Below are 25,843 nucleotides of genomic sequence, written 5' to 3'. Positions count from 1 at the left end.
CATTTTCCTCATTGCTTAGACGAGTGTGCCTAGTGGCTGAAACTACATTCAGTTGGTGATGTCCACGATCACATCGACGAAGTTACCCCGCGACAGCGCCTGACGCTTGATCAGTAGCACGATCGAATAGGTATCTCCCCAGATCCAACCCTGCATTCGGCTTGTTGGTAGTTCAAGCAACACCTCGGTGTCGGTTTCGGGGCCGTGCGGTGTATAAATATGCCCCTCGGGCGCATGTCCCATGGCGCCATGAAATCCTTGCGTTTCGTGAAGCCAGATTCGCTCCATCCTTTCGCGTAGCGTCGGATGCAGGCGTCCTGGGTCATTCGTGTAGGCGTGGCCGCATTGCCAATAGAGTCGGGAATTGTATCGCTCCCACCAAGCGGGCAGGGATCGAGAGCTAACCGGCAATTCGGAGAGCGACGAACGGCGGTACTCCAAACAGCAATAGCCATCTTCGTCGTCCTTGAGATAATTGAACTCGTAGGTCGGAAGGTTGGCGATCTTCGGAAGCTCCGAAGCAACCTTTCCGGAATCGAAGTTGTATTTGCCAGGCGCAAGAATGCCTTCAACCTTGTAGAATTCCTCAAGGCCCTGGAAGGCTAGCGCCTTTGTTTCGAGCATCCAGTCGAGGTCATCCTGGCGGACCTTCTTCATCGCAGGAAAGCGGCACATCTGCTTCAACTGCTGGATGAAAAACTCCTCCAGACTGTCGAGTAGAACCCCGAGCGTATCCGCGTCGAAGGGATGAATAGCGGAGTTTGCGAGATCGGGCTTTTCATCCTTCAAAGATTCTGGGGCAAATTTGACACTTCCCAAATGCGTCAAATGTACTTGATGGCATTCTTCAATTTTGACCGGCCACTGGGGAAGGAGATCCATTTTAGCTTTGACTGCATAGGATGCGTATGTCCTCGCCCATTGCGCCGCCATTTGCCCCGGTCCGTCACGCTCTTCTATCTCGCCTCGAACGTGGAGGACTTTCGGAGCATGTGTTTCAGGGTGAAAGAACACAGCCAGCCAACCGTCGCGTGGCCCAACCCCCGACCATAGACCGGCTGGAAGGCGCGAAAGATTGATCTGACACACAAAATGCAGCGGCACTCCCTTCTGCTCTGGCCAGGAGGTATCTTTCGGCAACTTCGGCTTGCCACCGAACCAACTATCCGCCTCGTTGAAGGCAATGGGGACAATGGGGGTCAGGATGGCGCAAGCGCGATCCGCGCCGCGTGCTCTCTCGCGCATCTTCTCCGTGTCGGCTTCGTGCCGCAAAATATCCCGTAAGAGCTTCATGCGCTTCCTCTCCCGGCCATTTCCCGCCTTCTTTCAAGCGCGAAGAGAATGCCGGACATTCGTTAAGCGTTGTTTTGCGACGGCTGTCGCCAAGCGATCCTGGCAATCGAGACCTCGCCCCTCATGCAACTGCTCTTGTCAGGCGGCCTTCACGCCAGAGCCAGTTGGAGATGCGCCAGACCTGAAGCGCGACGTATCCCTTGAAGTTCAGCAGCGGCTGCAGCAGCGTTGTGGTCGCGGGATCGTGAACGGCTATGCTCTGCAGATCGCGGCTCGCCGCGTCGATCAGATCAGGCGAAGACGCGAAGGCGTCACGGGCAAGCTGCGCAAAGCGCGCGCGATCTGCGTGCGTCTGGCCGAGCCGCGCGCCGATCTGGTGCGCCAGTGCATGAGCGAAGTCGGGATGATCGAGAATGGATGAGAAGAGCGCGGCGCCGAATACCGGGTCGCGCGCCACGGCGCTGTCCGCTTCACGGCGGATCGATCGCCAGATCTGATCGATAGACACCATTTCATTCATGACGGCCGTCCTGCATTAGCGCGTCCATACAAAATAGACCGGCCGCGAAACAGCGCCACCAGACGGTGATGCCTTCATGAGCTGACTTTCGCCGATTGCTCCACCTCTCCCGCTTGCGGGGGAGGTCGGATCGCATCGAAGATGCGATCCGGGTGGGGGCTCTCTCCATACGGGGGCGTGACTCGTGGAGACACCGACCGGGAATTTCAGACTTTGCCGGTTGACCGTCAGGCAGCAGCCTTGTTCTTGATTGCACCGACGAGCGCCGTGAGTATGGCCCCGCCAGCACCACCGGCGATCGCATGTGAGACAATGCCGCCAATGCTCACATCGCCCGACTGGGCTGCGGCCATGATTGATGGCATCAACAACGTTACGATCTGGCCGAGCACCCCGCCTCCGACCAAGCCGGCAACAACGTTACCAATCGTACCGAGATCGAAAGTCGGCGATGACTTGCCCGCACCCACGCCGCCAAGCGCTCCTGCAACGAGGTTAGTCAGAATCTGTTCCATGCTGATCTCCGTATGACTCGCGACAAACGGGGTTGATCTCGCGCAGCCTATCACCGCACGCGAAGCCGATCCATGAATAAATCTCAGGTTGAGCCAGGCGAGATGGGGCGAGCGAACGGTCTGACTCCGGTTCCTTCTAGAAGACTTCGCCTCCACCTCTCCCGCTTGCGGGGGAGGTCAGATCGCATCGAAGATGCGATCTGGGTGGGGGCTCTCTCCATACGGGCGGCGCGACTCGTGGCGGCACCCCCACCCCGGCCCTCCCCCGCAAGCGGGAGAGGGAGTCCGATCCCGGTGCGGTCGCAGTTCGCTCGTCACGGCACAAAAACAAACCGCCCACCTGCGGGTCGCAGATGGGCGGCTGTATCGCCATCAGGCATCATGGGGGCATCACGCCTGCGGCTGAACTCTTCTTGCCGTTGACGATCAGCCCTGCTGCGGCTGGTCGTTCGGCGGGGTCGGGCGCTGCTTGTGCTGCGCCATGAAGGCGTCGAACTCTTCCTTGTCCTTGGCGTGGCGCAGGCGCTCAAGGAAGTTCTTGAACTCGACCTGCTCTTCCTCGAGCCGGCGCAGGGTTTCCATGCGGTACTCGTCGAAGGCGCGGTTGCCGCTGGACGGCGGGCCGAAGCCGAAGCCGCCGAAACCGCGGCGCTCCATGCGATCGCGCATCCGGTCCATCTTGTACTGCATCCGCTCCATCTTGTTCTGCCAGCGATCTCCGTGGCTCCAGCAACCCATTTTTCTGCTCCCTAGTGTGAATAAGAGAAGGGCAAGCCCGATCGGCCACCAGATGATGAAGCCGAGGATAGTCACCACGATCCAGCCGGGGTGCCAGGGGCTTTCAAGCATATGCGGTCGATAGGTCTGTTCCGTCTGACCGCGCCATCGATTGACATCTGCGGTGTAGGCCATTTCCCTCTCCATGACGGCGATCACGCCGTTGTGAATGTAAATAACATTTACATACCTAAACCAATCCGCGTTTTTGTCAAGCGGGCGGCTCGCCGCGCCCTCGAAAATTATTTTCGGTTCCCCCAGGGACCAGATGGCGCGTCGCCTGCCGGCGGCACCGGCGGCGGGCCAGGCGGTTTTGGCTCAGGCCGGCGATCGGTCGGGAAGCCGAGGCCGCGCAGATAGATCAGCACTTGCGCCTCCAGGAGATCTTCCGGCGACATCGGCAGTTTGCGCCGCGCCGCATCGCCGCGGCCGAACAGCGAGGCCACGCCGTGCGACATTGACCAGATATGCAGCGCCATCATCATCGCCGGCGGCCGCGGCGTTCCGGGCGGTGTCATCGCCGCCAGCCGCTCGGCGGCAGCGCGGATAATGGCGAATGCGCGCTCGCTCGCAGCCATCAATGTCGGGTTGGAATCGACTGGAATCCCGGATTCGAACATCGCCGAATAGAACGCCGGCTCGTTGCGCGCAAAGGCGAGATAAGCCTTGCCGACCCGCTCGAACGCGGTGACGGTGTCGGGGCGGCCCGTCGTCCCAGGCCTGCACGAGCATGGCCTCGAACTGCTCGAAGCCACGTTGCGCGATCGAGGACAGCAATTCGTCGCGGTCGCGAAAATGGCGGTAGGGGGCGGCCGGACTGACGCCAGCCATGCGTGCGGCGTCTGCAAAGGTGAAGCCGGCCGGGCCCTTTTGCGAAATCAGGTCGAGCGCCGCCTGCAGCAATGCCTCTTTCAGATTGCCGTGATGGTAGCCGCGCTCGCCGCGGCGGTCCTTTTGCCAGCTCATGTTAAAGGCTTTTACATGAGCTGGCCGTAAAGGTCACTTATTTTGAGCATTAAGGAAGGTTAACGCAGGGATGCTCTTTCCGCTCCCCTTCCCCGTGAAAGACGCGGAGAAGGAGCAGAGCGTCGAGAGCGGCGAGCCTCACCGCGCCTTGTGTGCATTTCCCTTCTGCAGCTCGTCGAAACCCTTGGCCGCCTGCTGCACTTCTTCGGAGAAATCACCGATTTCCTGCACCTGGTGAATTTCGATGATCTCGTTCTCAGACGCCGGGCACTTCTTCGCCCACTCGATCGCCTCCTCGCGCGACTTCACGTTGATCATCCAGTAGCCGCCGAGTACTTCCTTGGCCTCCGTGAAGGGACCGTCGGTAACGACGGGCTTGCCGGTGACGAACGAGACCCGCGCACCCATCGAGGGCGGATGCAACCCGTCGAGCGCGATCAGCACGCCGGCCTCCTTCAGCGCCTCATTGTATTTCATCATCGCCTTGACTCGTTCAGGATCGAGCTGCACGTCCGGCGGCGCGGTCTCATAGCCCAGGGGAATCATCAGCATCATGAATCGCATGGTGGGGTGTCCTTGTTCGGGTGTCGTCATTCCGGGATGGTCCGAAGGACCAGACCTCAGGTGCGCAATTGCGCACCGGGGAATCTCGAGATTCCGGGTTCATCGCTGCGCGATGCCCCGGAATGACGGCAAGCCGTCACTTCTTCGCAGTCTGCGCCCGCAGCCGCTCTTCCTGCTCGCGCAGTTCGGGGGTGAGCGCTTCGCCGAAATCTTCTGCGGCAAATACCTGGCGGATCTCGATCTCGTCGCCATCGGCGAATGGCGCGCGCTTCATCCAGTCGATCGCTTCGTCCAGCGAGTTGGTGTTGATCAGCCAGAAGCCGCAGACGAGATCGCCAGACTGTGCGAACGGACCGCGGGTGACGCTCTGCCCGCTGCCATACTTGATCCGCGCGCCCTTCGAGGTCGGATGCAGGCCCTCGCCCGCCTCCATCACGCCGGCCTTGACCAGTTCCTCGTTGAACTTGCCCATCGCGGTCAGCAGCTCCGTACTCGGCATCACGCCGGCTTCCGTATCCTTGCTGGCCTTCACAATCACCATGAATCGCATCGCTATTCTCCGTGTTGATCTTCTTAGGCCAGCCACTTGCCGCGTCGGCCTTCGTCAACAAGACGAGCGGGCTTTTACGCCGCCGACATGTCAGTGGAAATTATTTTGGAGGTAGTCGTGCCCCGGGCGCGGCGCAGCAAGCTGCTCAGCTTGATGCGCCGCAGAACCGGGGCCCATCGTGCACTGGACCCCGGCCCTGCGAAGCAGCACCATAGCGCGTCGAAGACGCGCGTGAACGCGCTTATGGCGCTGCATCGCGTCCGGGGACCGAAGGAAACAGCATTTATCCCGGTTGCCTGACGAACTTGCCATCCTGGTAGTTCGCGCCGAAATAGACGTCGATGCGCTTCACCTTCTTGCCATCGAAGACAACGAACTCGGTATTGCGAAAGCTCTTTCCGTCCTTGGCCGTGCAGCGGTAGGTCACGAAGGCTTGATCGCCGTCGACGAGGATCCGCTCCAGTTCGTGCCGTTCGATCCAGTCGCTCGACTGCCAGCAGCGCGCGAAATAGGTCGCTTTGTCGATGTTGTCATCGAACGGACTGGTGAAGCGGAAATCCTCGCTGAAGGCATTCTCGACGAATTGGCGATCGTTGGACAGATAAGCTGCGAAAATCTTGCGGATCGTCTCCGCCTTGTTTGCTTCGGCCATTCAGCGCTCCCTTAGGGCTCCTTGGGTACCATCTGGAAATACGGTTCGGCTTCCTTCAACACGCGCGCGACGGAGGGACGCTCCTTGAGCCGCTCGAGATAGGCGCTGAGGTTTTTCTGCGCTTCACCGAACGGCATCGCCATGTTGCCGTAGAACAATGACGGCACTGCCGCGCAATCGGCGAGGCTGAAATCCTCGCCCATCGCCCAGCCGCCGTTTTCCATCTGCTGCTCGATCATGGCGTAGGAAGTATGCAACTGCGCCCGCGCCTCCTCGACGCCGTACGGGTCCCGCTTGCCCTCGGGCCGCAGCCGGTCCGTCACGATCTTCTGCATCGGCAGATGCACATAGAGATCGTAGAAGCGGTCGCGCAGCCGGGTCTGCAAGGCGAGGCCGGGATCCTCGGGGATCAGCCGGGCGCGGCCGCGATAGTATGAATCGAGATATTCCACGATGATGCTGGATTCCGGCACGGTCTGATCCCGTGCATCGTCGCGCAGCACCGGGAACTTGCCGATCCCCCACAGCTTCAGCAGCGCGGCGCGCTCAGCCGGATTGCCGAGATCGACGAGATTCGGCCGGAACGGAATGTCGTTCTCGTAAAGCGCGATCAGCGCCTTCCAGCAGAACGAGGCCAGCGGGTGGAAGTGCAGGGTCAGCGACATGGAAACTCCGGTTTGCCGTTTGCAAGACGATCTGCGTCTGGTGCCGCCGACATTTACGGCGCCGGCGCGTAACGCAGGATCACGATGCCGGTCGACAACGGCCGGCTGTCGAGCAGCTTCAGCTTGAGCTTTTCGCCCGGCTTGAACAGCGGCGTTCCGCCGCCGAGGATGACGGGGCTTACCGCAATACGGAACTCGTCGATCAGCCCGTGCGGGATCAGGCTGCTGGCGAGATCGGCGCTGCCGAACAGAAAAATGTCCTTGGCGCTGTCGCGCTTCAGCCGGGCGACGGTCTCCGGCACATCGGCGCTGAACATCTGCGTGTTGTTCCAATCGGACTTCTTCACCGTGCGCGAGAAGACGTATTTCGGCGCGGCATTCATGAGGTCGGCGACCTCGCCGGTCGCACTCGGCCAGTGGCCCGCCATCAGCTCGTAGGTCACTCGCCCGAACAGCAATCCACCGGCGGCTTTCATCTGCTCGATCGACAATTGCGCCAGTTCCTCGCCCCAAACGTCGGAATGCCAGGAGATGTCGCGGTTGGGGCCTGCAACGAAGCCATCCAGCGTCATCAGGTTCCACATGATCAACTTTGCCATTGCGATCTCTCCCTAAACTGATTGCGAATTGCAACTGGTTGCAGAATGGTCCAACTGGTGCGATATTGCAAGCGGTTTTTTTAAGGCGCCTTGGTGCCCGTTTTTGGAGACGACCATGACCGATGCCCAGCGCTCCGGCTGTCCGATCAATCTTTCGCTGGAAGTGCTCGGCGACAAATGGAGCCTTTTGATCATCCGCGACATGATGTTCGGCAACCGGCGGCATTTTCGCGAGCTATTGACCAAATCGGAGGAAGGCATCTCCTCCAACATCCTCGCCGACCGGCTGAAGACCCTGCTCGAGCAGGGCATCATCACCCGCGAGGACGATCCCACGCACAAGCAGAAGGGAATCTACTCGCTGACGGAGCAAGGCATCGAGCTCTTGCCCGTTCTCGCGCAGATGGCGGCCTGGGGTTACAAATATCTACCCGTCACCAAGGAACTCGGCATCCGCGCGCGGCTGCTCAGCGAGGGCGGACCGAAAATGTGGGCCGAATTCATGGACGAGCTGCGCGAGAGCCATCTCGGCGCAAAGCGGCGCAGGCGTAGCGGTCCGTCGGTCGGTGAGCGACTGCAGGCGGCGTATGAAAGCGTCGTGAACGGAAGATAGCCCCCGAATCCGCGGCTGCATGCTCGTCCGGCGGGCGTCGCGCGCGGGGACATCCTTAAGATCAGCACTACGTCGCGATGCTATCCGTCATCTTACGGAGAATATCGTTAACGCATTCTTTTTTCATTTGATCAAACCTGCCTCGGAAGGGGGCTCGGCGGCATTAACCAGCAGCCTCGTCATTTTCACCCATGCAATGAGGCCTACGGTGTTTCAATTTCTCAAGAGCTCCTCGACAGATAAAGCGCTTGCCGACGCTCTCGGCCGCTCGCAGGCCGTTATCGAGTTCGGCATGGACGGCACGATTCTCACCGCCAACAACAATTTCCTCAAAGCCCTCGGCTACTCGCTCGGCGAAATCAAGGGCAAGCATCACAGCATGTTCGTCGATCCGTCGCAGCGCGACAGCCAAGCGTATCGCGACTTCTGGACGGCGCTCAGGCGCGGCGAATACCAGGCCGCCGAATACAGGCGGATCGGCAAGGGCGGCAAGGAAGTCTGGATCCAGGCGACCTACAACCCCGTGCTCGACGGCAGCGGTAAACCTTGCAAGGTCGTGAAATTCGCGACCGACATCACCGCCCGCAAGATCAAGAACATGGAGGATGCCAGCCAGATCGCCGCGATCAACCGTACGCAGGCGGTCATTGCGTTCGAGATGGACGGCACCGTCGTCACCGCCAATGACAACTTCCTGAAAGCGATGGGCTACACGCTTGCCGAAATCCAGGGCAAGCATCACAGCATGTTCGTCGGTCCGTCGGAGCGCGACAGCGCCGCCTACCGGCAGTTCTGGGCGAGCCTCAACCGCGGCGAAAGCCAACAGGCCGAGTACAAGCGGATCGGCAAGGGCGGGAAGGAAGTCTGGATTCTCGCCTCCTACAACCCCGTGCTCGACGAGAAGGGCAAGCCGTTCCGGGTGGTGAAATTCGCCACCGATATCACCAGCCAGAAACTTTCGACCGCCGATCTCGCCGGCCAGATTGCCGCCATCGGCAAGTCGCAGGCCGTGATCGAGTTCAAGATGGACGGCACCATCATCGGCGCCAACCAGAACTTCCTCCGGACGGTCGGTTACGCGCTGGACGAGATCCGCGGCCGGCACCACAGCATGTTCGTCGAACAGTCGGAGCGCGACAGCGCGGCCTATCGTGAATTCTGGGCGGCGCTCAACCGCGGGGAATATCAGGCGGCCGAATACAAGCGGATCGGCAAGGGGGCTAAGGAGATCTGGATCCAGGCATCCTACAATCCGATCCTCGACCTCAACGGCAAGCCGTTCAAGGTGGTGAAATACGCCACCGACACCACCGCGCAAGTGCTGGTCCGGATGGGCAACGAGCGCGTGCGCGGCATGATGGAATCGGTGGCGGCCGGCGCCGAGGAACTGAACGCCTCGGTCCGGGAAATCTCCGAAGCCATGACCAAGTCGCGTGAGACGGCGGCGACCGCGGTCGGGCGGGTCGAGGCGGCCGACGCCCAGGCGCAGCGGCTGAACGAAGCGGCGCAGGCGATGAGCGGCATCGTGGAGCTGATCGGCAACATCACCGGCCAGATCAACCTCTTGGCGCTCAATGCGACGATCGAATCGGCGCGCGCTGGCGAGGCCGGACGCGGCTTTGCCGTGGTGGCTTCCGAGGTCAAGAACCTCGCCACCCAGGCCAAGCAGGCGACCGACAAGATCGGCCAGGAGATCGGCAATCTCAACGGCATCTCCGGAGACGTCGTCTGCGCGCTCGACAGCATCAAGAGTGCGATCCAGGGCGTCAGCGAATATGTCACCGCCACCGCCGCCGCGGTCGAGGAGCAGAGCACGGTGACCGGCGAGATGTCCTCCAACATGCAGCGAGCCGCCGCGGAAGCGAAGGCGATCGCGCAGCGCGCGAACGGTTAGATACCATCATCGAACGCATCAGGTACGGGACAGCCGCCCGTACCGGATTTGCTATGCCGCGGCTCGGCCGGGCAGCGCTGAAGTCTGCATCACTGTCGCCGGGACATGCGACGGGGCCTGGGTTATAGGAGCGGGAAATCTTCTCTCTCGCAAACGGACCCGCCCATGCCCCCCTCCCCGCAAAAAGTTGCTCTCGTCACCGGCGCCGCGCGCGGCATCGGGCTTGCGACGGCGAAACGCTTTCTCGCCGAGGGCTGCCAGGTGGCGCTGCTCGACATCGAAGGCGAATTGCTGCGCGGCGCGGTCGCCGGCCTCGCCGACCCCGACAATACGCTGGCGCTGCATTGCGACGTCTCCGACGCCAAAGCGGTGGCGAACGCCGTGGCGATGGTGAGCGAACGCTTCGGCCGGCTCGACGCGCTGGTCAACAATGCCGGGATCGCGGTGTTCGCGCCGCTGCTCGACACCTCGGATGACGACTGGAACCGCATCCTGCAGGTCAACCTCACCGGCCCTTTCCTGTGCACCAAGGCGGCGGCGTTCTTGATGCGGGAACATGGCGGCGGCGCGATCGTCAACGTCACGTCGATCTCGGCGGTACGCGCCTCCACGCTGCGTTCGGCCTACGGCACCAGCAAGGCGGGGCTCGCGCATCTGACCAAACAGCTCGCGGTCGAATTGGCCTCGCTCGGCATTCGCGTCAACGCCGTGGCGCCCGGCCCGGTCGAGACCGCGATGGCAAAACAGGTCCACACGCCGGAAATCCGCGCCGACTATCACGACGCCATTCCGCTCAACCGCTATGGCCTCGAAGAGGAACTGGCGGAAGCGATCTTCTTCCTGTGCAGCGACCGCGCAAGCTACATCACCGGGCAGGTCCTCGCCGTCGATGGCGGCTTCGATGCCGCCGGCATTGGCCTGCCGACGCTGCGCGGCCAACGGCGGAACGGCTAGTTCCTCAGTGGCTGTGTCGCTTGGAGTGCGGATCAGAGCCCAGTAACAATGGACTTGGCTGGTGGCTTCTCGTTGCTGGATCGTGGAGGGAGGTTACTCTTCAGCGCGCCGCGGTGCAGCAACACGGTCTGTTCCGGTGGAGCATCCGCTCGCATACTCGGCGTTCCCAGTGCGAACGCGGTTACGAGCAGCAAAATGCCCGCGCAGATAATGCTAAGGAAAAAATGATCCATGCGGTCCACAACGGCGGGCCGCACTGTTCGTTCCGCTGGGCTGCGCGGCAATTTCGATAGAGCAGCGCTGCGCTACTCGGCGACCGTAAGCTGGTAGAGGTGAAGGGCCCGGTTCCGCGTGCGCTCGTGAAGCTACGGTGGACACCGTCGCCTTGCTACCCATGGATCCTGCTGGCGCGCGCCGCACTCACCTGCCACGCCGGGATGGGTAACCTTCACCGGGGCCGGGGGTCTCTGACGCGGACGCTTGACCAAACCTTGCCACATGTTCGAGCGTAACTGGGCCGGGGGCAGTGCTGACGGAGGAGCTGCACATGGGAATGGCGGTCATCAAGCTCATCGTTGTCGCCGCCGCGCTGTTGGCGGCAATCATGCCGGTGCGGGCCGAGGTTCGCATTCTCGCCAGTCCCGGCGGACAGGTCGGGCCGTTTCTCGAACTGTTCGATCGCGTGCGCGAGACCGGGGAGCGGGTGGTGATCGACGGGCCATGCCTGTCGGCCTGCACGCTGGTGCTGATGACGGTGCCGGCCGAGCGCATCTGCGTGACGCGCCGGGCGGTGCTCGGATTCCACGCCGCGCGCTCGATCGACGGCCGCGGCCGGATCTATGCCGAGCCGGAAGCCTCGCGCGCAGTACAGGCAGCCTATCCCGACCGCGTGCGGGACTGGATCAGCCGGCACGGCGGCCTGACGTCGCGGCTGTTGCTGCTGCGCGGGCGTGACCTGGCCGCGATCTATCCAAGGTGCAGATGATTCTGCAGATCTTGTAGGGTGGGCAAAGGCGCTCTTGCGCCGTGCCCACCATCTTCCTTGTGGCGCGAATGGTGGGCACGCTTCCGCCTTCGCTCGTTGAGCTACGGCGGACAAGTCGCTTTGCCCACCCTACGGCTCCGACGAATCTACATATCTTCCTTCGGACAGTTCACCATCCAGGGAATGCCGAACCTGTCGACGCACATGCCGAAACCGTTGGAGAAGAAGGTCTTGCCGAACGGCATCCTGATCGTGCCGCCTTCGGCGAGCGCATTGAAGCGGCGCTCGGCGTCGGCGGGATCTTCGACCGCCAGCGCAACTGACATGCCCTGCGGCTGATGGTAATCGCCGGGCGTCGCGTCGGAGGCCATGAGCACTTCGCCGTCGATGGTGATGCGGGCATGCATGATCTTGGTTTTCCAGTCCGCCGGCACCGGCATGTCGGCGGGCCCCTCGCCATATGGCATCTTCGCTTCGATCTGGGCGCCCAGCACCTTCTGATAATAGTTCAGCGCTTCCTCGCAATTACCGTTGTAGAACAGATACGGATTGACCTGCATCGCTGGCTCCTTTGGCTTGCTTTAGTCCGTCACGGCGTTCCCCGGATGCTGCGCAGTACGGAGTGATGCGCCGCCGCGTCCGGGACACGATAGAATCGTCACACTCATTTCTCGGTGAGCGTCTTCAGATTGGCGAGACCGGCTTCGAAATCCCTGCCGATCATGCGATCCAGGTTCATGAACACCTGGATCAGCCTGGACATGAAGTTCGCCGGACCATGCATCAGCCATGTGACATGGGTGCCATCGCCCTGCGGCAGCATTGTGAACTCGGCAGTGTTGTGGCCTTCGAACGGCTTGAAGAAATCGAGCTTGATGACGATTTTCGACGGCGCCGCGGCCTCGAGAATTTCCATGCGGCCCGAACCGACATTCTTGTCGCCGTCCCAGGCATAGACGGCACCCTTGCCGCGCTCGGCACCGCCATAGGTGCGCTTCATCGCCGGGTCCTTCTGCTCGTAGGGCGACCAGCTCCGCCACTGCTGAAAGTCGGAGATCAGCGGAAATATCCTTTCCGCCGGCGCCTTGATGCTGATCGCGCGCTGTATCCGCAACGTATTCGGCTTGGTCGCGGCGAGAATGAGCAACACGGCGATGGCAATCGCCAATATGACGGCGATAACGGCAATGACTTCCAGCATGTCGGGCTCCGTAAATAATCGGTTGAAGTTAGTCAGCAGCGAAAGGGGACCAGGTTGCGCAGGTTCTTGTCACGCAGCCACAGCCCGCCCCACAGCATCAGGCCGAGATAGAGCCCGAACAACGTATGTGTAAACAAGGGGCTGTCGATACGGACGTGCGAGGCGATCGCGCCGCCGAGATAGCCGGTGAGCAGGATCGCCCCGAGAATCGAGGTCGGCGGAATGGCGTAGAGCACGGTGCAGATGATGGTGATGGCGCCGAGGCCGCGCATCAGCGCGTCGCTCGAACCGTAACCCATCCGGTCCATGGTTTCCGTGACGACCGGCCACGGCACCAGCTTGATGGCGCCGTCGACCATCAGGAACAGGATGACGAGGCCGGAGAGAATGCGGCCCGCCCAGCGTGCCGGATTTGAGACAGGCGCGGTCTCGGCGATGACGGTCATGATCGGTCCCCGTTGTCTTGAATGGCTGTTCGGATTCAAGACGAACGAGGGAGGTGGAAACCGACAGGGGGAGTGAAGTTTTTTGACAAGGACGCCGTGATGCCCTGGCCAGCCCCGGCATGACGGATGATTGCTCGCGGCATCACCCTCCCCTGGAGGGGTCCGAGACGAGCGAAGCTCGCTCGTGGGTCGGTTCGCATGTAGCGCAGCGAAATGCGAAACGGGGTGGGGTGATCTCTCAACTCGGGCACTGTTGGATGCGGAGAGACCGTCACCCCACCTCGGTTCGCATTCATGCGAACCGATCCACGAGCGAGCTTCGCTCGTCTCGGACCCCTCCAGGGGAGGATAAGAAGGAGCTACTTCCCGGCCTTCTTGCCGCGGGGCTGGCTGTCGCGCTGCAGGCGGTCGAGGTGCATGCGGATGTGGGCGGCTTCGGCCGAGGTGTTGGCCAGCGCGATAGCGCGGTCGAAGGCCACCCGGGCCTCGTCGTTGCGGCCGAGTTGCATGAGGAAGGCGCCGCGCACGCCGAAGAAGTGAAAATAGTTCGACAGCCGCGCCGCCAGCGGCTCGATCATGTCGAGCGCGGCTTCCGGCCCCTTCACCTTGGACACCGCGACCGCGCGGTTCAAGGTCACCACCGGCGACGGCTGCATGATCTCCAGCGCGCCATAGAGCAGGTCGATCTGGGTCCAGTCGGTATCCTCGGGCTTCTCGGCGCGGGCATGCAGGGCTGATATCGCGGCCTGGACCTGATAGGGTCCGCTGCGGCGATGGCGCATCGCCTTGTCGATCAAGGCCAGCCCCTCGGCGATCAGAGCCTTGTTCCATTTCGAACGGTCCTGGTCGTCGAGCAGGATCACGGCGCCATCGGCATCGAACCGCGCATCAGAGCGTGCATGCTGCAGCAGCAACAGCGCGGTCAGCCCCATGATCTCGGGCTCGCTCTGGAACAGCCGCAGCAGCAATCGCGCCAGGCGAATGGCCTCTTCGCACAAAGGCGCCCGAATCTCGGCGGTGTCGCCAGAGGCCGAGTAGCCCTCGTTGAAAATCAGATAGATCATGGCGGCGACGGAGGCGAGGCGCTCGGAGCGCTCCGCTGCGCCCGGCGCTTCGAACGGCACGTTGGCATCGGCGACGCGCGCCTTCGCGCGGGTGATGCGCTGCTCCATCGCGGCTTCCGAGACCAGGAAGGCACGCGCGATCTGTTTCACCGTGAGACCCGAGACGATGCGCAGCGCGAGCGCGATCTGCTGCGTCGCCGGCAGGTCCGGATGGCAGCAGATGAACAACAGCCGCAGGATGTCGTCGCGGTAATGCGAGCCGTCGAGCCGCTCGGCAAGCTCTTCCTCGGCGTCGTCGAGGTCGGAGATCGCCTCGTCCTCGGGCAGCGCCGTCTGCTTCTTGCCGCGCCTGATGTCGTCGATCGCAACATTGCGCCCGACCATGATCAGCCACGCCGCCGGATCGCGCGGCGGGCCGTTCTGCGGCCAGCTCTTCAGCGCGCGCAGGCAGGCGTTCTGAAAGGCTTCCTCGGCGGTATCGAGGTTACGGAAATAGCGCAGCAGCGCGCCGACCGCCTGGGGGCGAGCCGAAGTCAGTGCGGCATCGATCCAGGCGGTATCGGTCATGGCTGCACGCTCCCCGCCGTGAAGTGGCCAACGGGACGGATCTCGTAGGCGCCGCCGGGATTGGCCGCGCCGAGATCGCGGGCGACGCCGAGCGCCTCGTCGAGGTCCTTGCAGTCGACGAGATAGAAGCCGAGCAATTGTTCCTTGGTTTCGGCATAGGGGCCGTCCAGCACCAGCGGCGGATCGTCCTTGCGCAGCGTGGTCGCCGCCGTGGTCGGCAAGAGCCGCGCGACCGGACCGAGCCGGCCCTGTTTGGTCAATTTGTCCTGAACGACGGACAATTTCTTCATGACCGCGGCGTCCTGTTCCTTGCTCCAGGAACCGACGGTGTCTTCATCGTGATAGCAAAGAATGGCGTACAGCATGAGGCTCAAGCATCTCCGTTGTCTTGATGACGAACGATTATGCCCGGAGCCGACAGGCGCGTCGAAGAAATTTTGAAAATGACCTGCCTGCCGTCAGGGACCTACAATCGGCGGCGGCGGTGGATTGAAATGCCTGTAGGCGTGAATGGCCGCCTTGGAACAAAGGCTGCACACACCGAGAATGAGAACGATGCACCTGAGCGTTTTCATCTGACGGCCTCAACCTGATTGGCCATGCAAGGTCTCCCTTGTCGGACGAAAGGAGGCTAGAGAAACACCTCGGTCCGCGATGTGAGGCGGGTCACGCCGGGTTGGCGACGCGAAAGGAATGGTAATGACGAAGGGTGCGCTTGCGCTGCTGGTGCATGGAGGGACCGACAACTGGTCGCCGCGGCGCTGGAAGAGCCGGTTCGATGACGTTTGCGAGGGGCGGTCCGTGCTGCTGTTGCCGGATGCGTCGTTCGATCCGGCTGATGTCCATTACGCGGCGGTGTGGAAGCCGCATCCGGGCGAGCTCGCCGGCTTCCCCAACCTGCGTGTCATCTTCAACCTCGGCGCGGGCGTCGATGCACTGATGGCCGATCGCTCATTGCCCGACGTGCCGCTGGTGCGCGTCGCGGTCGGCGACCTCACCGCGCGGATGACCGAATATGTCGTTCTGCATGTCCTGATGCACCACCGGCAGGAACTCTATTTGCGGGAATCGCAGCGCGAAAAACGCTGGGCGCCGAAATCGCAATGGGCGGCGGGCGCAATCTCCGTCGGAATCATGGGGCTCGGCACGCTTGGCACTGACGCCGCCGACGTACTGCGGCGGCTGGGCTTCCGTGTCACAGGCTGGAGCCGCAGCCCGCGAACGATCGAGGGCATCGAATGCTTTCACGGCGAAGCGCAGCTCGAGCCATTCCTGCGGCGGACCGATATTCTGGTATGCCTTCTGCCGCTGACGCCGGAGACGCGGCACATTCTCAATCGCGGGCTGTTTGAGAAACTGAATCGCAGAAGTCCGCTCGGCGCACCGGTCGTGATCAATGCCGGCCGCGGCGGCCTGCAGAACGAGGCCGACATTTTGCAATGCCTCGATGACGGCACGCTCGGCGGCGCCTCGCTCGACGTCTACGCCACCGAGCCGCTGCCCGCCGACAGCCCATTCTGGACCCATCCAAAGGTGGTGCTGACCCCGCACAATGCCGCCGATACCGATCCCGACGAGATATCGAAATACGTCGCGCAGCAGATCGCGCGCTTCGAAGCCGGCGGCGCGCTGGAGAACGTGGTGGACCGTAAGCGGGGGTATTGACGACCCTATCGTCGTCCCAGCGAACGCAACGACGGGGAGAGTTACTTCGCTGCCCCGACCATCACGTCGATCGCACCGTTGACAATCGCTTCCAGTTCCTTGCGCGGCACCTGCGCGCGGGCGCGGATGGCGATGGTGTGAATGGTGGCGGAGGCCAGTTGCGCCAGCACGGTCGCGTCGGCGCTCGCCGGTAGCTCGCCCTTTTCCTGGGCGAGCCGGAAACAGGCCGCAAAAGCCTTGTCGAGCTCGGCAAGACCTTCCAGCACCATCGCGCGGATATCGGGGTCGTGCACCGCCTCGGAGGCTGCGGTCATCACCGTGAAGCAGCCGCGCGGACCGGATTCGCCGGACAGATAAATATCGAGCGCCACCGCATAGATGCGTTCCAGGCGTTTTCGGATCGGCAGCTCGTTCCGGAAGATGTCGCCCATCGCGACCCGCGCGTCGTCGCGATAGCGCCGGTAGCTCTTGATGAAGAGTTCGCGCTTGTCGCCGAACGCGCCATAGAGGCTCGGTCGGTTCATGCCGGTGGCGGCGGAGAGATCGTCGAGCGAGGTGGCCGCAAAACCGTCCTTCCGAAAAAGGTCGAGCGCCTTGCCGAGCGCCACGCCCGGCTCATAGGCGCGCGGCCGGCCCCGCCGCTTGGGCGGGACGGGAGCGTCGATCCGGGGGACCGGGGACTTCTTTCTTTTTTGTACCATTTCGCAAATAATTCCTTGACCGGATCTATATTATGCGGAACAGTATAAAAATCAATCCTGCCCGCCTTGAACGCCGGCCGATTGATCAACCGCCAAGGAGGCAAATCATGGACCTGTATTTCTCGCCGCTCGCCTGCTCGCTGGCGACCCGGATTGCGCTGTACGAAGCCGGCGTTGAGGTCAACTATCTCGAGGTCGATCCCAAGACCAAGGTGGTGCAGAAGGACGGCTCGGATTTTCGCACCGTCAACCCGCTCGGGCTGGTGCCGACGCTGCGCACCGACGACGGGACCGTGCTGACGGAGAACGCGGCGATCCTGCAATATGTCGCCGACCGCTTTCCGGGCGCCGGCATCTCGGCCAACTCCGCTGAGGAGCGCAGCCGCCTGCATCAATGGCTGTGCTTCATCGGCACCGAGCTGCACAAGGCGCTGTTCGTGCCGCTCCTCGACAAGACAGCGCCGCAGGACGCAAAGACTTATGCGCTGAACAAGAATCTGTCGCGGCTCGACTATCTCGAGAACTACCTGAAGGGCCGCGAATTCCTGCTCGATCACTTCAGCGTCGCGGATGCCTATCTCGTCACCATCATCAACTGGACGATGGCGACGCCGCCGATCGAACTGGCGAAGTGGCCGGCGGTGAAAGCCTATTACGAGCGGCTGCGCACCCGCCCGAGCGTTGCGAAAGCGGTCGCCGAGGAGTTCGAACTCTACAAGGCCGAACTCGCGCGGCATAAGGCGGCGGCGTAAGGCGCCCCCTCGTGTCCCGGACGCGGTGCAGCACCCCTTGGTGATGCACCGCAGAACCGGGACCTATTTCACGGCATGCAGTGGACCCCGGAACGCCAGCGCACCGCCATAGCGTGTCGAAGACGCGCGTAAACGCGCTTATGGCGCTGCGCAGCATCCGGGGAACGCAAACAGCAAAGCCGTCACTCCGCCGGCGCCAGCAACCGCGTCGTCAGATCGCTCAACGCGCGGCGAAAAATTTTGGCGTCGCCACGCGCCCGTGCCAGCACCAGCGCGCCCTGAATGGTGAGGAGCGCATTTTCGGCGCGCCGCTGTGCCTGGCTGGTCGTGAGCCCGGATCGCCGCAGGAGCTGCGCCAGCGCCGTTTGCCAGCGCGCGAAATAGCCATCGACCGCTTCGGCAAAACTGTCGCGCGCCGAGCCGAGCGCCACCATGCCGACCAGGCAGACGCGATCGCCCGAGTGGAAATATTGATCGACGCCCGCGATCATCGCAGCAATGGCGCGCGCGGGATCGTCGGCGGTGCGCAAGGGCGCGAAGATATGAAGTTCGAACCAGCCGTCGATCTCGGCCAGCACCTCGGCGGCCATCTGCTCCTTGCCGCCGGGGAATAGATGATAGAGGCTGCCCTTGCCGAGCCCGGTGGCTTCCGTGATCAGCGTCAGCGAGGCGCCCTCGTAGCCATGCGCGCGAAACACCTCGCCGAGCGCGCGCAGTACCTCTCCACGTTCGACGCCTCTTTTCAGCATCTGATCATAGCGGGTTCTCGCTTAGCCCCGCGACATCCGCCGGGCGCGGACCAGGCGCGGGCCAATGGAAGCGACGCTCGCTTTCCTTGATGGCGATATCGTTGATGCTGGCCTCGCGCCGCCGCATCAGGCCGTGTTCGTCGAACTCCCACTGCTCGTTGCCGTAGGAGCGATGCCACTGCCCGGCACCGTCGTGCCATTCATACTGGAAGCGCACGGCAATGCGGTTCTGATCGAACGCCCAGAGATCCTTGATCAGGCGATAGTCATGCTCCTTCGCCCATTTGCGGGTGAGGAATTCGACGATCGCCTCGCGGCCCTGGAAGAATTCGGAACGGTTACGCCAGCGGCTGTCCTCGGTATAGGCCAGCGATACCCGAACCGGATCGCGCGAATTCCAGGCGTCTTCGGCCATGCGCGCCTTTTGGGCTGCGGTTTCACGGGTGAAGGGCGGCAGCGGCGGACGCGACATGAGGTTTCTCCGGAATGATTGCCGGAGGAGATTGTACCGATCGGTACAGAGAGTCAATATCCATAGCGTTTTCGAGCGAAGTGGATGCCGGTTCGCGTAAAGAAAACGCGTCAAACTAAGATTTATTCCGGCGCCAGATCGGCCTTCATCAACAGCCGCAGCGATTTCGGGATCGGCTGCGCTCGTCCCTCGCTGATGAAGGCAACGCGCACTTCCGCCTTGACGAGGACGTCTTCGCCTCGCCGCACCTCCTGTGCCAGCGTGATGGAAGCGCCCTTCACCGCGACCGGCCATGTCACCACGTCGAGCACGTCGTCCATCCGCGCCGGCCGCAGAAAGTCGAGCTGCATCGAGCGGACTACGAAGGCAAAACCCGGCATCTCCTCCTGCGCCTGCTCGAACAGCGCATGCTGCGAAGCGCCCATCAGCCGCAGATGGTTGGTGCGCCCGCGCTCCATGAAGCGCAGGTAATTGGCGTGGTATACGATACCGGAAAAATCGGTATCTTCGTAGTAGACACGGACCTGCATGTGATGGCGGCCGTCGCGGATCTCGCCGTCGAGGGAGGGAGTCATTTCGACATCTCCCGCTTGATATCCATCCGGCCATCAAGTACGCGCACGATCACGATCCGATCCACTTCGACAAGATAAAACGCAATATAGCCGTCAATCAGGAGCCCTCGCAGCGACGCTCTCAATTCACTTCGATCCGGCCCAAGAAAAGGAAATTCTTGCAGCTCATCGAACCGTTGTGAAAATCGAGCCAGCATTCGATCTGCAGCAACAATGCTGTTTTCGGCGAGATAAGAATGTATGTTGAGAATGTCGGCGCGGGCGCGCAAGGAAACAACGACCCGCACAGCCCGTCCCTATCGTTGCGCCTGCGCGCGAGCCCGCTTGAGGAATTCTTCCAAATCCCAAGGCACAACGCGCCCAGCCTCCACGTCGGCCATTCCCTCGTCGATGGCGTCTTTAAGTGCCCGGAACTTCTTGGCCTGAGACAGCAAGTAGTCGGCTGCCGATTCCTGCATTTCCTCAGGCAGCAACTCAAGCGCTTCTACGGCTTTTTCGACGGCTGAACTCATAAGATCACATTAGCATCTTTCGGTCTGGATGCCCAGATCAACGAAAGGTCGACCCTACCTTAGCCGACCGGCAATCTACGCCACCGCCGGCCGCCCCGCCCCAACCGTCACCAGCACGATCTCCGGGGGCACGCCGAGACGGAACGGCATGATGCTGCAGCCGAGGCCGCCGGAGACGACGACGTCGCAATTCATCTTGATGTGGCCGTAGGCGAGCTGCTGGCCGGAGGGCGAGATCGGCGACCAGCCCAGCATCCGCACCTGGCCGCCATGGGTATGCCCGGAGAGCTGCAGCGCAACGCGCGCGGGCACGCGGCGCGCGATGTCAGGCTCGTGCGCCATCAGGACCACCGGCGCATCGTCGGTGATCTTCGCCAGCGTCGCGCCGAGATCGTCGACGCCGATCCGCTTGAGCGGCCTGAAGCGGCGCGCCGGAATGTAAGCGAGCTGGTCGCCCAATCCGGCAAGCCAGAACGATTGGCCATTCTTGCTGAGTTTCTTCGCGTCGTTTTCGTACACCGGGATACCGACAGCTTCCAACGCACGGCCCGCGCTCGGCAGCCCCTGGCCGTTGCGCTGCACTTCCTTGTCTTCCCACCAGTCGTGATTGCCGAGCACCGCATGCACGCCGAGCGGCGCCTTCAATCCGGCCAACGCTCCCGCCCATTCGGCGTCGGGAATGAAGCGCGTCACCTTGCGATGTCCGGCCACGTAGTCGCCGAGCATGACGACGATGTCGGGCTTGAGCGCATTGGTGCGTTCGACGATCTCACCGATATGATCGAGCGACATCCAGGGATCGCAGGCGTGGAGGTCGGCGATGGCGGCGATCCTGAGCTTGAGACCGGCCGGCCATTGCGGCGGCGAGATATCGTACCGCGCGACGCGAAGCCGGACGACCGGCGCGCTGAAACCGTAAGCGGTGGTTGAGGCGCCCAGCGCGCCCAGGCCACCCATGGACTTCAAGAAATGACGGCGTGTTAACATGTGATCCAATCGTGATGCAGCGCCAACATGGTGGCGGATTGGGCCCGAATTGGGGTGCGTTTGTGCAGAACGTTAGCAGACCTCCAGCAGCTTCTCACCAGCGATTCTGCCCTTAGTGCACCGCCGGAATGATCGGGTTCGAAGCGATCAATCGTCGTCGCCGTTGCCGAACAAGCCGAACTGCGCGGGATCGCGGGCGGGCTCGGCGAGGCCGAGGTGGCGGAAGGCGTGCGAGGTGAGCAGCCTACCGCGCGGGGTGCGCTGCAGATAGCCGCACTGGATCAGATACGGCTCGATGATGTCCTCGATGGCGTCGCGCGGCTCGGATAGCGCCGCCGCCATGGTCTCGACGCCGACCGGGCCGCCGCCATAGTTCATCGCGATCGTCGTCAGATAGCGACGGTCCATCGCATCGAGGCCGGCGGCATCGACTTCCAGCGCGCTCAGCGCGTGGTCGGCGATGGCGCGGTCGACCGAGCTGGCGTCGGCAGCGGATGCAAAATCGCGCACGCGGCGCAACAGGCGGCCGGCGATGCGCGGCGTGCCGCGGGCGCGGCGCGCGATCTCGTTGGCGCCGTCAGGCGTCATGCCGATGTTGAGCACGCGGGCGCCGCGGCTGACGATCTTCTCCAGCTCTTCCTCGGTGTAGAAGTTCAGCCGGATCGGAATGCCGAAACGGTCGCGCAGCGGATTGGTCAACAACCCTGCGCGCGTCGTGGCGCCGACAAGGGTGAACTTTGCAAGATCGATCTTCACCGAGCGCGCTGCCGGACCCTCGCCGATGATGAGGTCGAGCTGAAAATCCTCCATCGCAGGGTACAGCACCTCCTCGACCGCCGGGCTGAGGCGATGGATTTCGTCGATGAACAGGACGTCGCGCTCTTCGAGATTGGTGAGCAGTGCTGCAAGATCGCCGGCCTTGGCGATGACGGGACCGGAAGTGGCGCGAAAGCCGACGCCGAGTTCGCGCGCGACGATTTGCGCCAGCGTGGTCTTGCCGAGGCCGGGAGGCCCGACGAACAGCACGTGATCCAGCGCCTCGCCGCGCTTGCGCGCGGCCTCGATGAAGATCGAGAGATTTTTGCGCGCCTGCGCCTGGCCGACGAACTCGGACAGCAGTTGCGGACGCATCGCGGTGTCGCCGACATCGTCGCTGCGGCGCTCGGGGGTGACGATGCGGGAGGGGGTGTTCACCCGTTGCCCCTCCGGTACTTGTTGGGCAAAAGCTCGCCGATGGTGACGACCTTCGGCTCGCGGCCATTGTCGGGAACGATGACCCGCGCCTTTGCATCGTAATCGTGGATCAGTTCGCGACAGATGCCGCAGGGCGATACCACGGCGATACTGCCGGGCTCGTCCGGCTTGGGATGGCGCACGGCGACGATGGTCTCGATGCCACGATCGCCGGTTTCGGTGATGGCCCGGCCAATGGCGATCGCCTCCGCGCAGACGGCGATCCGGCCGATATAGGCATCGATATTCACACCGGTGACGATGCGGCCGTCGCGGGTGCGCATCGCAGCGCCGACCTCCTGCCACTTATTGCGATAACGCGGCCTGATCGCGTCAATCGCGGCGGCAATTAGTTCCTGGTCTTTCTCGCTCAACATGGCAGCAACGCATTCCTTCGATAGTCAGTGGCGAACATAATCTATTTCGCCAGTTCCTTCAGCCCCAGCCTGGTATCGCCGACATCGCCGGATCGGCGCTCGGGTGCGACGATGCGTGGGTGGTCATGCCAGCCTCGCAAATCGGCGCGTCAGGCGCCAGCAGATCAGCGACGCTATCAGTGAGGCAACAATAAAAATGACATAGCCTTCGAGCGGCACATCGATCAGGCTGTGCGTTGGTCCGGGCCCTATCGCAGAGATCGAGACCATGATCAGGATTGTTGCACATACAGCCGTCAGCAAAGGTACCCATACCGAATTGTAGTGAAAACTGATGGCAGCAACAGCATGAATGATGCCTGCGAATAGTGCAGCGGGCGCGAAGAAATAAGACCACGTCGCTATGACTGTCACGCCAACAAGGAGCGATGGGCCAAAGTCAAACTTCATCCACCAACCGACGTTGCCGAAAATGGGCGGCCAGATCAGTAGAAAAATCGCAACAATTAGCACGAACCGCCAGAACGGCGACAGCGTCCCGGCTTCATCACGGAAGAATGTGGCTCCGCTCACTTCGCCAGTTCCTTCAGGCCCAGCCGGATAAGCTGAGCCGTCTCGGCATTCTCGCCCGCGCTGCGCGAGGCGGTGGCGATGGCGGCGGCGGCCTGTGGCTGGCCGTAGCCGAGATTGACCAGCGCCGAGATCGCGTCGGTCACCGGGCGCGGTGCGCGGTCGCTGTCGATGGCGCCGGCCAGATGCACCACGGCGGGATCGACATTGGCGAACGCCGGCGCCTTGTCCTTCAATTCAGACACGATGCGCTCGGCGACTTTCGGTCCGACGCCAGGCGTGCGCGACACCGCGGCCTTGTCGCGCAGCGCAATCGCATTGGCGAGTTCGGCCGGCGGGAGCGTGGAGAGCACGGCGAGCGCGACCTTGGCGCCGACGCCCTGCACGGTCTGCAGCAGGCGAAACCATTCGCGCTCCGTGTCTGTGCGGAAGCCGAACAGTTTTATCTGATCCTCGCGGACATAGGTTTCGATCGACAGCACCGCGGCCTCACCGGGCGACGGCAGCGCCTGCAGCGTGCGCGACGAGCAATGCACCTGATAACCGACGCCGCCGACATCGAGGATCACGTAATCCTCGCCGTAGGAATCGATCAGGCCTTTGAGTTTGCCGATCATTGGGGCGTCCCGGATTCGAAGGCGATGGCGGTACCGACAATAGTTGGGGACGCACCGGAGAATGGGTTCCCTCCCCCCTTGCGGGGGAGGGTTAGGGAGAGGGGTGCCGCTTGCTCAGTTGTCTGAGGCGAAGCACTCGTATCCTCACGCATCATCTTGCGGCGTTCGTTGATAGATTGTCGCTGCGCGACTTTGATCGGAGCCCGCGGCTTACCCCTCTCCCCAACCCTCCCCCGCAAGGGGGGAGGGAGCCTGACGAGTGTGCTTCCCTCACTTGGCCTGACGCGGCGGGAGCTCATCATGCGCTCGCCACTTTCAGCCGCAGCGCCGCGCTCTGGCGGTGGTGGGCGTGGGTGATGGCGATCGCCAGCGCGTCGGCGGCGTCGGCGGATCTGGGCTCGGCCTTCGGCAGCAATATCTTCAGCATCACGGCGATCTGGTTCTTGTCGGCGTGGCCCGCTCCGACCACGGTCTTCTTCACTTGATTGGGCGCGTATTCCGCAACCGATATGCCGAACATCGCGGGCGCCAACATGGCGACGCCGCGGGCCTGGCCTAGCTTCAGGGTGGCGACGCCGTCCTTGTTGACAAAAGTCTGCTCCACCGCAGCTTCCGCCGGCCTGAAATCGCCGAGCACGGCGGCGAGCCCTTCATGGATCGCGAGCAGGCGGCTCGCTATGGGCAGATTGTCCGGCGGCTCCACCGAGCCGCAGCCGACGAAGACGAGGCGGTTACCCTCGGTCTCGATCACGCCCCAGCCGGTGCGGCGCAGGCCTGGGTCGATGCCGATAATCCGGACGGGATGGCGAATCGGTGGGGATGTCATGGCGTAGTGATAACGCCAGAGCTGGATGAACGAAACATAAAGAGAACGGAAATCCCCTACCCCGGTCGTCGCCCCTTGCTCCTCTTGTCATCCCCGCGAAGGCGGGGATCCAGTACGCCGCGGCTTATCGGCGCAATCACCACGGCCTCTGGATACTGGATCGCCCGGTCAAGCCGGGCGACGACAGCGGAATATGGAGCGCTCGGCGACGCGGCGCCCTACCCGCCCATCTTGGCGACCAGCGCGTCGGAAACCTCGAAATTGGCGTAGACGTTCTGCACGTCGTCGTGCTCGTTCAACAGGTCCATCAGCTTCAACAACTTCTCGCCGGTCTCGTCATCCACCGCGACCGTGTTCTGCGGCTTCCAGGTCAGCGCTGCCTTGCGGGCTTCGCCGAACTTGGCTTCCAGCGCTTTCGCAACCTCGCGAAAGGTTTCCTGCGAGGCGTAGATCTCGTGACCGCTTTCGCTGGATACGACGTCGTCGGCGCCGGCCTCGATGGCGGCTTCCAGCATCGCGTCGTCGGAGGCCTTGCTGGCGTCGTACTCGATGATGCCAGTGCGGTCGAACATGAAGGCGACTGAGCCGGTTTCGCCGAGATTGCCGCCGGACTTGGTGAAATAGGAGCGGATATCGGAGGCGGCGCGGTTGCGGTTGTCCGTCAGCGCCTCGACGATGATGGCGACGCCGCCAGGGCCGTAGCCCTCGTAGCGGATCTCGTCATAGCTCTCGCTCTCGCCGCCGATCGCCTTCTTGATGGCGCGCTCGATATTGTCCTTCGGCATGTTCTCCTGGCGGGCCGCGATCACGGCCGCGCGCAGCCGGGGGTTCATCGCCGGGTCCGGCGTTCCCAGCTTGGCGGCGACCGTGATCTCGCGCGCCAGCTTGCTGAACAGCTTGGACTTCTGGGCATCCTGCCGGCCCTTGCGGTGCATGATGTTCTTGAATTGGGAATGGCCGGCCATGCGGAGTCTCTTGGATT

The 25,843-nt window shown here is 62.7% G+C and carries 33 protein-coding genes and 1 pseudogene; 6 read left to right on the top strand and 28 right to left on the bottom strand.

Translation table 11 applies throughout. The features are described from left to right. Nucleotides 1–48: 48 nt before the first annotated feature. From V1292_RS12265 to V1292_RS12220, 10 genes and pseudogenes are all read right to left on the bottom strand, one after another. On the bottom strand, nt 49–1,293 hold the full coding sequence (locus tag V1292_RS12265; RefSeq protein WP_334372808.1) for a DUF1963 domain-containing protein: 1,245 nt from the start codon (nt 1,291–1,293) through the stop codon (nt 49–51). Nucleotides 1,294–1,414: 121 nt separating this feature from the next. After that, complete coding sequence (locus V1292_RS12260) at nt 1,415–1,804, bottom strand: serine O-acetyltransferase (RefSeq protein WP_334377020.1); 390 nt, start codon at nt 1,802–1,804, stop codon at nt 1,415–1,417. 236 nt (nt 1,805–2,040) lie between these two features. Further along, the gene (locus tag V1292_RS12255; RefSeq protein WP_334372807.1) at nt 2,041–2,328 is read right to left on the bottom strand and encodes a hypothetical protein; all 288 of its coding nucleotides are present in this window, start codon (nt 2,326–2,328) and stop codon (nt 2,041–2,043) included. Nucleotides 2,329–2,754: 426 nt separating this feature from the next. After that, nucleotides 2,755–3,240 carry a DUF2852 domain-containing protein gene (locus tag V1292_RS12250; RefSeq protein WP_334377019.1) on the bottom strand — a complete coding sequence of 162 codons (486 nt, stop codon included), beginning with the start codon at nt 3,238–3,240 and terminating at the stop codon, nt 2,755–2,757. 107 nt (nt 3,241–3,347) lie between these two features. Continuing rightward, nucleotides 3,348–4,071: pseudogene (locus tag V1292_RS12245) on the bottom strand (TetR/AcrR family transcriptional regulator). 138 nt (nt 4,072–4,209) lie between these two features. Continuing rightward, nucleotides 4,210–4,635, bottom strand: a complete 426-nt coding sequence (locus V1292_RS12240; protein WP_334372805.1) for a YciI family protein — start codon at nt 4,633–4,635, stop codon at nt 4,210–4,212. 136 nt (nt 4,636–4,771) lie between these two features. Continuing rightward, the gene (locus V1292_RS12235; RefSeq protein ID WP_334372803.1) at nt 4,772–5,185 is read right to left on the bottom strand and encodes a YciI family protein; all 414 of its coding nucleotides are present in this window, start codon (nt 5,183–5,185) and stop codon (nt 4,772–4,774) included. A 283-nt stretch (nt 5,186–5,468) separates the two neighbouring features. After that, nucleotides 5,469–5,837, bottom strand: a complete 369-nt coding sequence (locus V1292_RS12230; RefSeq protein WP_334372801.1) for a nuclear transport factor 2 family protein — start codon at nt 5,835–5,837, stop codon at nt 5,469–5,471. Between the two features lie 11 nt (nt 5,838–5,848). Next, nucleotides 5,849–6,502: a glutathione S-transferase family protein gene (locus V1292_RS12225; protein WP_334372800.1), complete on the bottom strand. Its 654-nt coding sequence runs from the start codon at nt 6,500–6,502 to the stop codon at nt 5,849–5,851. A gap of 53 nt (nt 6,503–6,555) precedes the next feature. Continuing rightward, nucleotides 6,556–7,101, bottom strand: a complete 546-nt coding sequence (locus V1292_RS12220) for a dihydrofolate reductase family protein (protein WP_334372799.1) — start codon at nt 7,099–7,101, stop codon at nt 6,556–6,558. Between the two features lie 115 nt (nt 7,102–7,216). Between V1292_RS12220 and V1292_RS12215 the strand changes: the two genes are divergently transcribed. From V1292_RS12215 to V1292_RS12200, 4 genes are all read left to right on the top strand, one after another. Next, complete coding sequence (locus tag V1292_RS12215; RefSeq protein WP_334372797.1) at nt 7,217–7,714, top strand: winged helix-turn-helix transcriptional regulator; 498 nt, start codon at nt 7,217–7,219, stop codon at nt 7,712–7,714. Between the two features lie 208 nt (nt 7,715–7,922). After that, nucleotides 7,923–9,608, top strand: coding sequence for a methyl-accepting chemotaxis protein (locus tag V1292_RS12210; protein WP_334372796.1), 1,686 nt, complete (start codon nt 7,923–7,925; stop codon nt 9,606–9,608). A gap of 165 nt (nt 9,609–9,773) precedes the next feature. After that, the gene (locus V1292_RS12205; protein WP_334372794.1) at nt 9,774–10,562 is read left to right on the top strand and encodes an SDR family NAD(P)-dependent oxidoreductase; all 789 of its coding nucleotides are present in this window, start codon (nt 9,774–9,776) and stop codon (nt 10,560–10,562) included. A 547-nt stretch (nt 10,563–11,109) separates the two neighbouring features. Further along, a complete protein-coding gene (locus tag V1292_RS12200) occupies nt 11,110–11,547 on the top strand; it encodes a hypothetical protein (protein WP_442894467.1) in 438 nt (145 codons plus the stop codon). Nucleotides 11,548–11,693: 146 nt separating this feature from the next. Here the strand turns inward: V1292_RS12200 and V1292_RS12195 are convergent, their stop codons facing one another. The 5 genes from V1292_RS12195 to V1292_RS12175 form a co-directional block, all read right to left on the bottom strand. Then, on the bottom strand, nt 11,694–12,107 hold the full coding sequence (locus tag V1292_RS12195) for a VOC family protein (protein ID WP_334372792.1): 414 nt from the start codon (nt 12,105–12,107) through the stop codon (nt 11,694–11,696). A gap of 104 nt (nt 12,108–12,211) precedes the next feature. After that, entirely contained in the window at nt 12,212–12,748 is a 537-nt protein-coding gene (locus V1292_RS12190) for an SRPBCC family protein (RefSeq protein ID WP_334372790.1), read from the bottom strand. Between the two features lie 32 nt (nt 12,749–12,780). After that, nucleotides 12,781–13,194, bottom strand: a complete 414-nt coding sequence (locus V1292_RS12185) for a DoxX family protein (RefSeq protein WP_334372789.1) — start codon at nt 13,192–13,194, stop codon at nt 12,781–12,783. Nucleotides 13,195–13,553: 359 nt separating this feature from the next. Then, nucleotides 13,554–14,825 carry an RNA polymerase sigma factor gene (locus V1292_RS12180; protein WP_334372788.1) on the bottom strand — a complete coding sequence of 424 codons (1,272 nt, stop codon included), beginning with the start codon at nt 14,823–14,825 and terminating at the stop codon, nt 13,554–13,556. Beyond that, nucleotides 14,822–15,190, bottom strand: coding sequence for a YciI family protein (locus V1292_RS12175; protein ID WP_334372786.1), 369 nt, complete (start codon nt 15,188–15,190; stop codon nt 14,822–14,824). The genes V1292_RS12180 and V1292_RS12175 overlap by 4 nt, the downstream gene beginning before the upstream one ends. 334 nt (nt 15,191–15,524) lie before the next feature. Here V1292_RS12175 and V1292_RS12170 point away from each other — a divergent pair, with 334 nt between their 5' ends. Beyond that, a complete protein-coding gene (locus V1292_RS12170; RefSeq protein WP_334372784.1) occupies nt 15,525–16,490 on the top strand; it encodes a 2-hydroxyacid dehydrogenase in 966 nt (321 codons plus the stop codon). Between the two features lie 41 nt (nt 16,491–16,531). Here the strand turns inward: V1292_RS12170 and V1292_RS12165 are convergent, their stop codons facing one another. After that, the gene (locus V1292_RS12165) at nt 16,532–17,191 is read right to left on the bottom strand and encodes a TetR/AcrR family transcriptional regulator (RefSeq protein WP_334372783.1); all 660 of its coding nucleotides are present in this window, start codon (nt 17,189–17,191) and stop codon (nt 16,532–16,534) included. A 107-nt stretch (nt 17,192–17,298) separates the two neighbouring features. Between V1292_RS12165 and V1292_RS12160 the strand changes: the two genes are divergently transcribed. Next, entirely contained in the window at nt 17,299–17,943 is a 645-nt protein-coding gene (locus tag V1292_RS12160) for a glutathione binding-like protein (RefSeq protein ID WP_334372781.1), read from the top strand. A gap of 182 nt (nt 17,944–18,125) precedes the next feature. Here the strand turns inward: V1292_RS12160 and V1292_RS12155 are convergent, their stop codons facing one another. The 12 genes from V1292_RS12155 to V1292_RS12100 all read right to left on the bottom strand — a co-directional run bounded on the left by V1292_RS12155 (nt 18,126) and on the right by V1292_RS12100 (nt 25,826). Beyond that, entirely contained in the window at nt 18,126–18,692 is a 567-nt protein-coding gene (locus V1292_RS12155) for a TetR/AcrR family transcriptional regulator (protein ID WP_334372779.1), read from the bottom strand. A 4-nt stretch (nt 18,693–18,696) separates the two neighbouring features. Beyond that, the gene (locus V1292_RS12150; protein WP_334372777.1) at nt 18,697–19,164 is read right to left on the bottom strand and encodes a nuclear transport factor 2 family protein; all 468 of its coding nucleotides are present in this window, start codon (nt 19,162–19,164) and stop codon (nt 18,697–18,699) included. A gap of 122 nt (nt 19,165–19,286) precedes the next feature. Further along, nucleotides 19,287–19,739 carry a tol-pal system-associated acyl-CoA thioesterase gene (ybgC, locus tag V1292_RS12145; protein ID WP_334372776.1) on the bottom strand — a complete coding sequence of 151 codons (453 nt, stop codon included), beginning with the start codon at nt 19,737–19,739 and terminating at the stop codon, nt 19,287–19,289. Continuing rightward, on the bottom strand, nt 19,736–20,026 hold the full coding sequence (locus tag V1292_RS12140; RefSeq protein WP_334372774.1) for a type II toxin-antitoxin system RelE/ParE family toxin: 291 nt from the start codon (nt 20,024–20,026) through the stop codon (nt 19,736–19,738). The genes ybgC and V1292_RS12140 overlap by 4 nt, the downstream gene beginning before the upstream one ends. 9 nt (nt 20,027–20,035) lie before the next feature. After that, entirely contained in the window at nt 20,036–20,251 is a 216-nt protein-coding gene (locus V1292_RS12135; protein WP_334372773.1) for a hypothetical protein, read from the bottom strand. A gap of 75 nt (nt 20,252–20,326) precedes the next feature. Then, nucleotides 20,327–21,238 (bottom strand): metallophosphoesterase, encoded by a 912-nt coding sequence (locus V1292_RS12130; protein ID WP_334372771.1) that lies wholly within the window; start codon nt 21,236–21,238, stop codon nt 20,327–20,329. Nucleotides 21,239–21,385: 147 nt separating this feature from the next. Beyond that, nucleotides 21,386–22,432, bottom strand: a complete 1,047-nt coding sequence (gene ruvB / locus V1292_RS12125) for a Holliday junction branch migration DNA helicase RuvB (RefSeq protein ID WP_334372770.1) — start codon at nt 22,430–22,432, stop codon at nt 21,386–21,388. Next, nucleotides 22,429–22,848, bottom strand: coding sequence for a cytidine deaminase (locus V1292_RS12120; RefSeq protein ID WP_065726757.1), 420 nt, complete (start codon nt 22,846–22,848; stop codon nt 22,429–22,431). The genes ruvB and V1292_RS12120 overlap by 4 nt, the downstream gene beginning before the upstream one ends. 123 nt (nt 22,849–22,971) lie before the next feature. Then, nucleotides 22,972–23,421, bottom strand: a complete 450-nt coding sequence (locus V1292_RS12115; RefSeq protein WP_334372768.1) for a hypothetical protein — start codon at nt 23,419–23,421, stop codon at nt 22,972–22,974. Further along, on the bottom strand, nt 23,418–24,035 hold the full coding sequence (gene ruvA / locus V1292_RS12110) for a Holliday junction branch migration protein RuvA (protein WP_334372767.1): 618 nt from the start codon (nt 24,033–24,035) through the stop codon (nt 23,418–23,420). Before ruvA ends, V1292_RS12115 begins: the two co-directional genes overlap by 4 nt. Nucleotides 24,036–24,333: 298 nt before the next feature. Then, the gene (gene ruvC, locus V1292_RS12105; protein ID WP_334372765.1) at nt 24,334–24,861 is read right to left on the bottom strand and encodes a crossover junction endodeoxyribonuclease RuvC; all 528 of its coding nucleotides are present in this window, start codon (nt 24,859–24,861) and stop codon (nt 24,334–24,336) included. A 218-nt stretch (nt 24,862–25,079) separates the two neighbouring features. Further along, on the bottom strand, nt 25,080–25,826 hold the full coding sequence (locus V1292_RS12100) for a YebC/PmpR family DNA-binding transcriptional regulator (protein ID WP_065743088.1): 747 nt from the start codon (nt 25,824–25,826) through the stop codon (nt 25,080–25,082). Nucleotides 25,827–25,843: the final 17 nt, after the last annotated feature.

The organism is Bradyrhizobium sp. AZCC 1719, assembly GCF_036924525.1.
In the GTDB taxonomy this organism is placed as follows: Bacteria; Pseudomonadota; Alphaproteobacteria; order Rhizobiales; family Xanthobacteraceae; genus Bradyrhizobium.
Note: the sequence above shows the minus strand (reverse complement) of the source record. Positions and strands in the feature narration are given on the sequence as shown.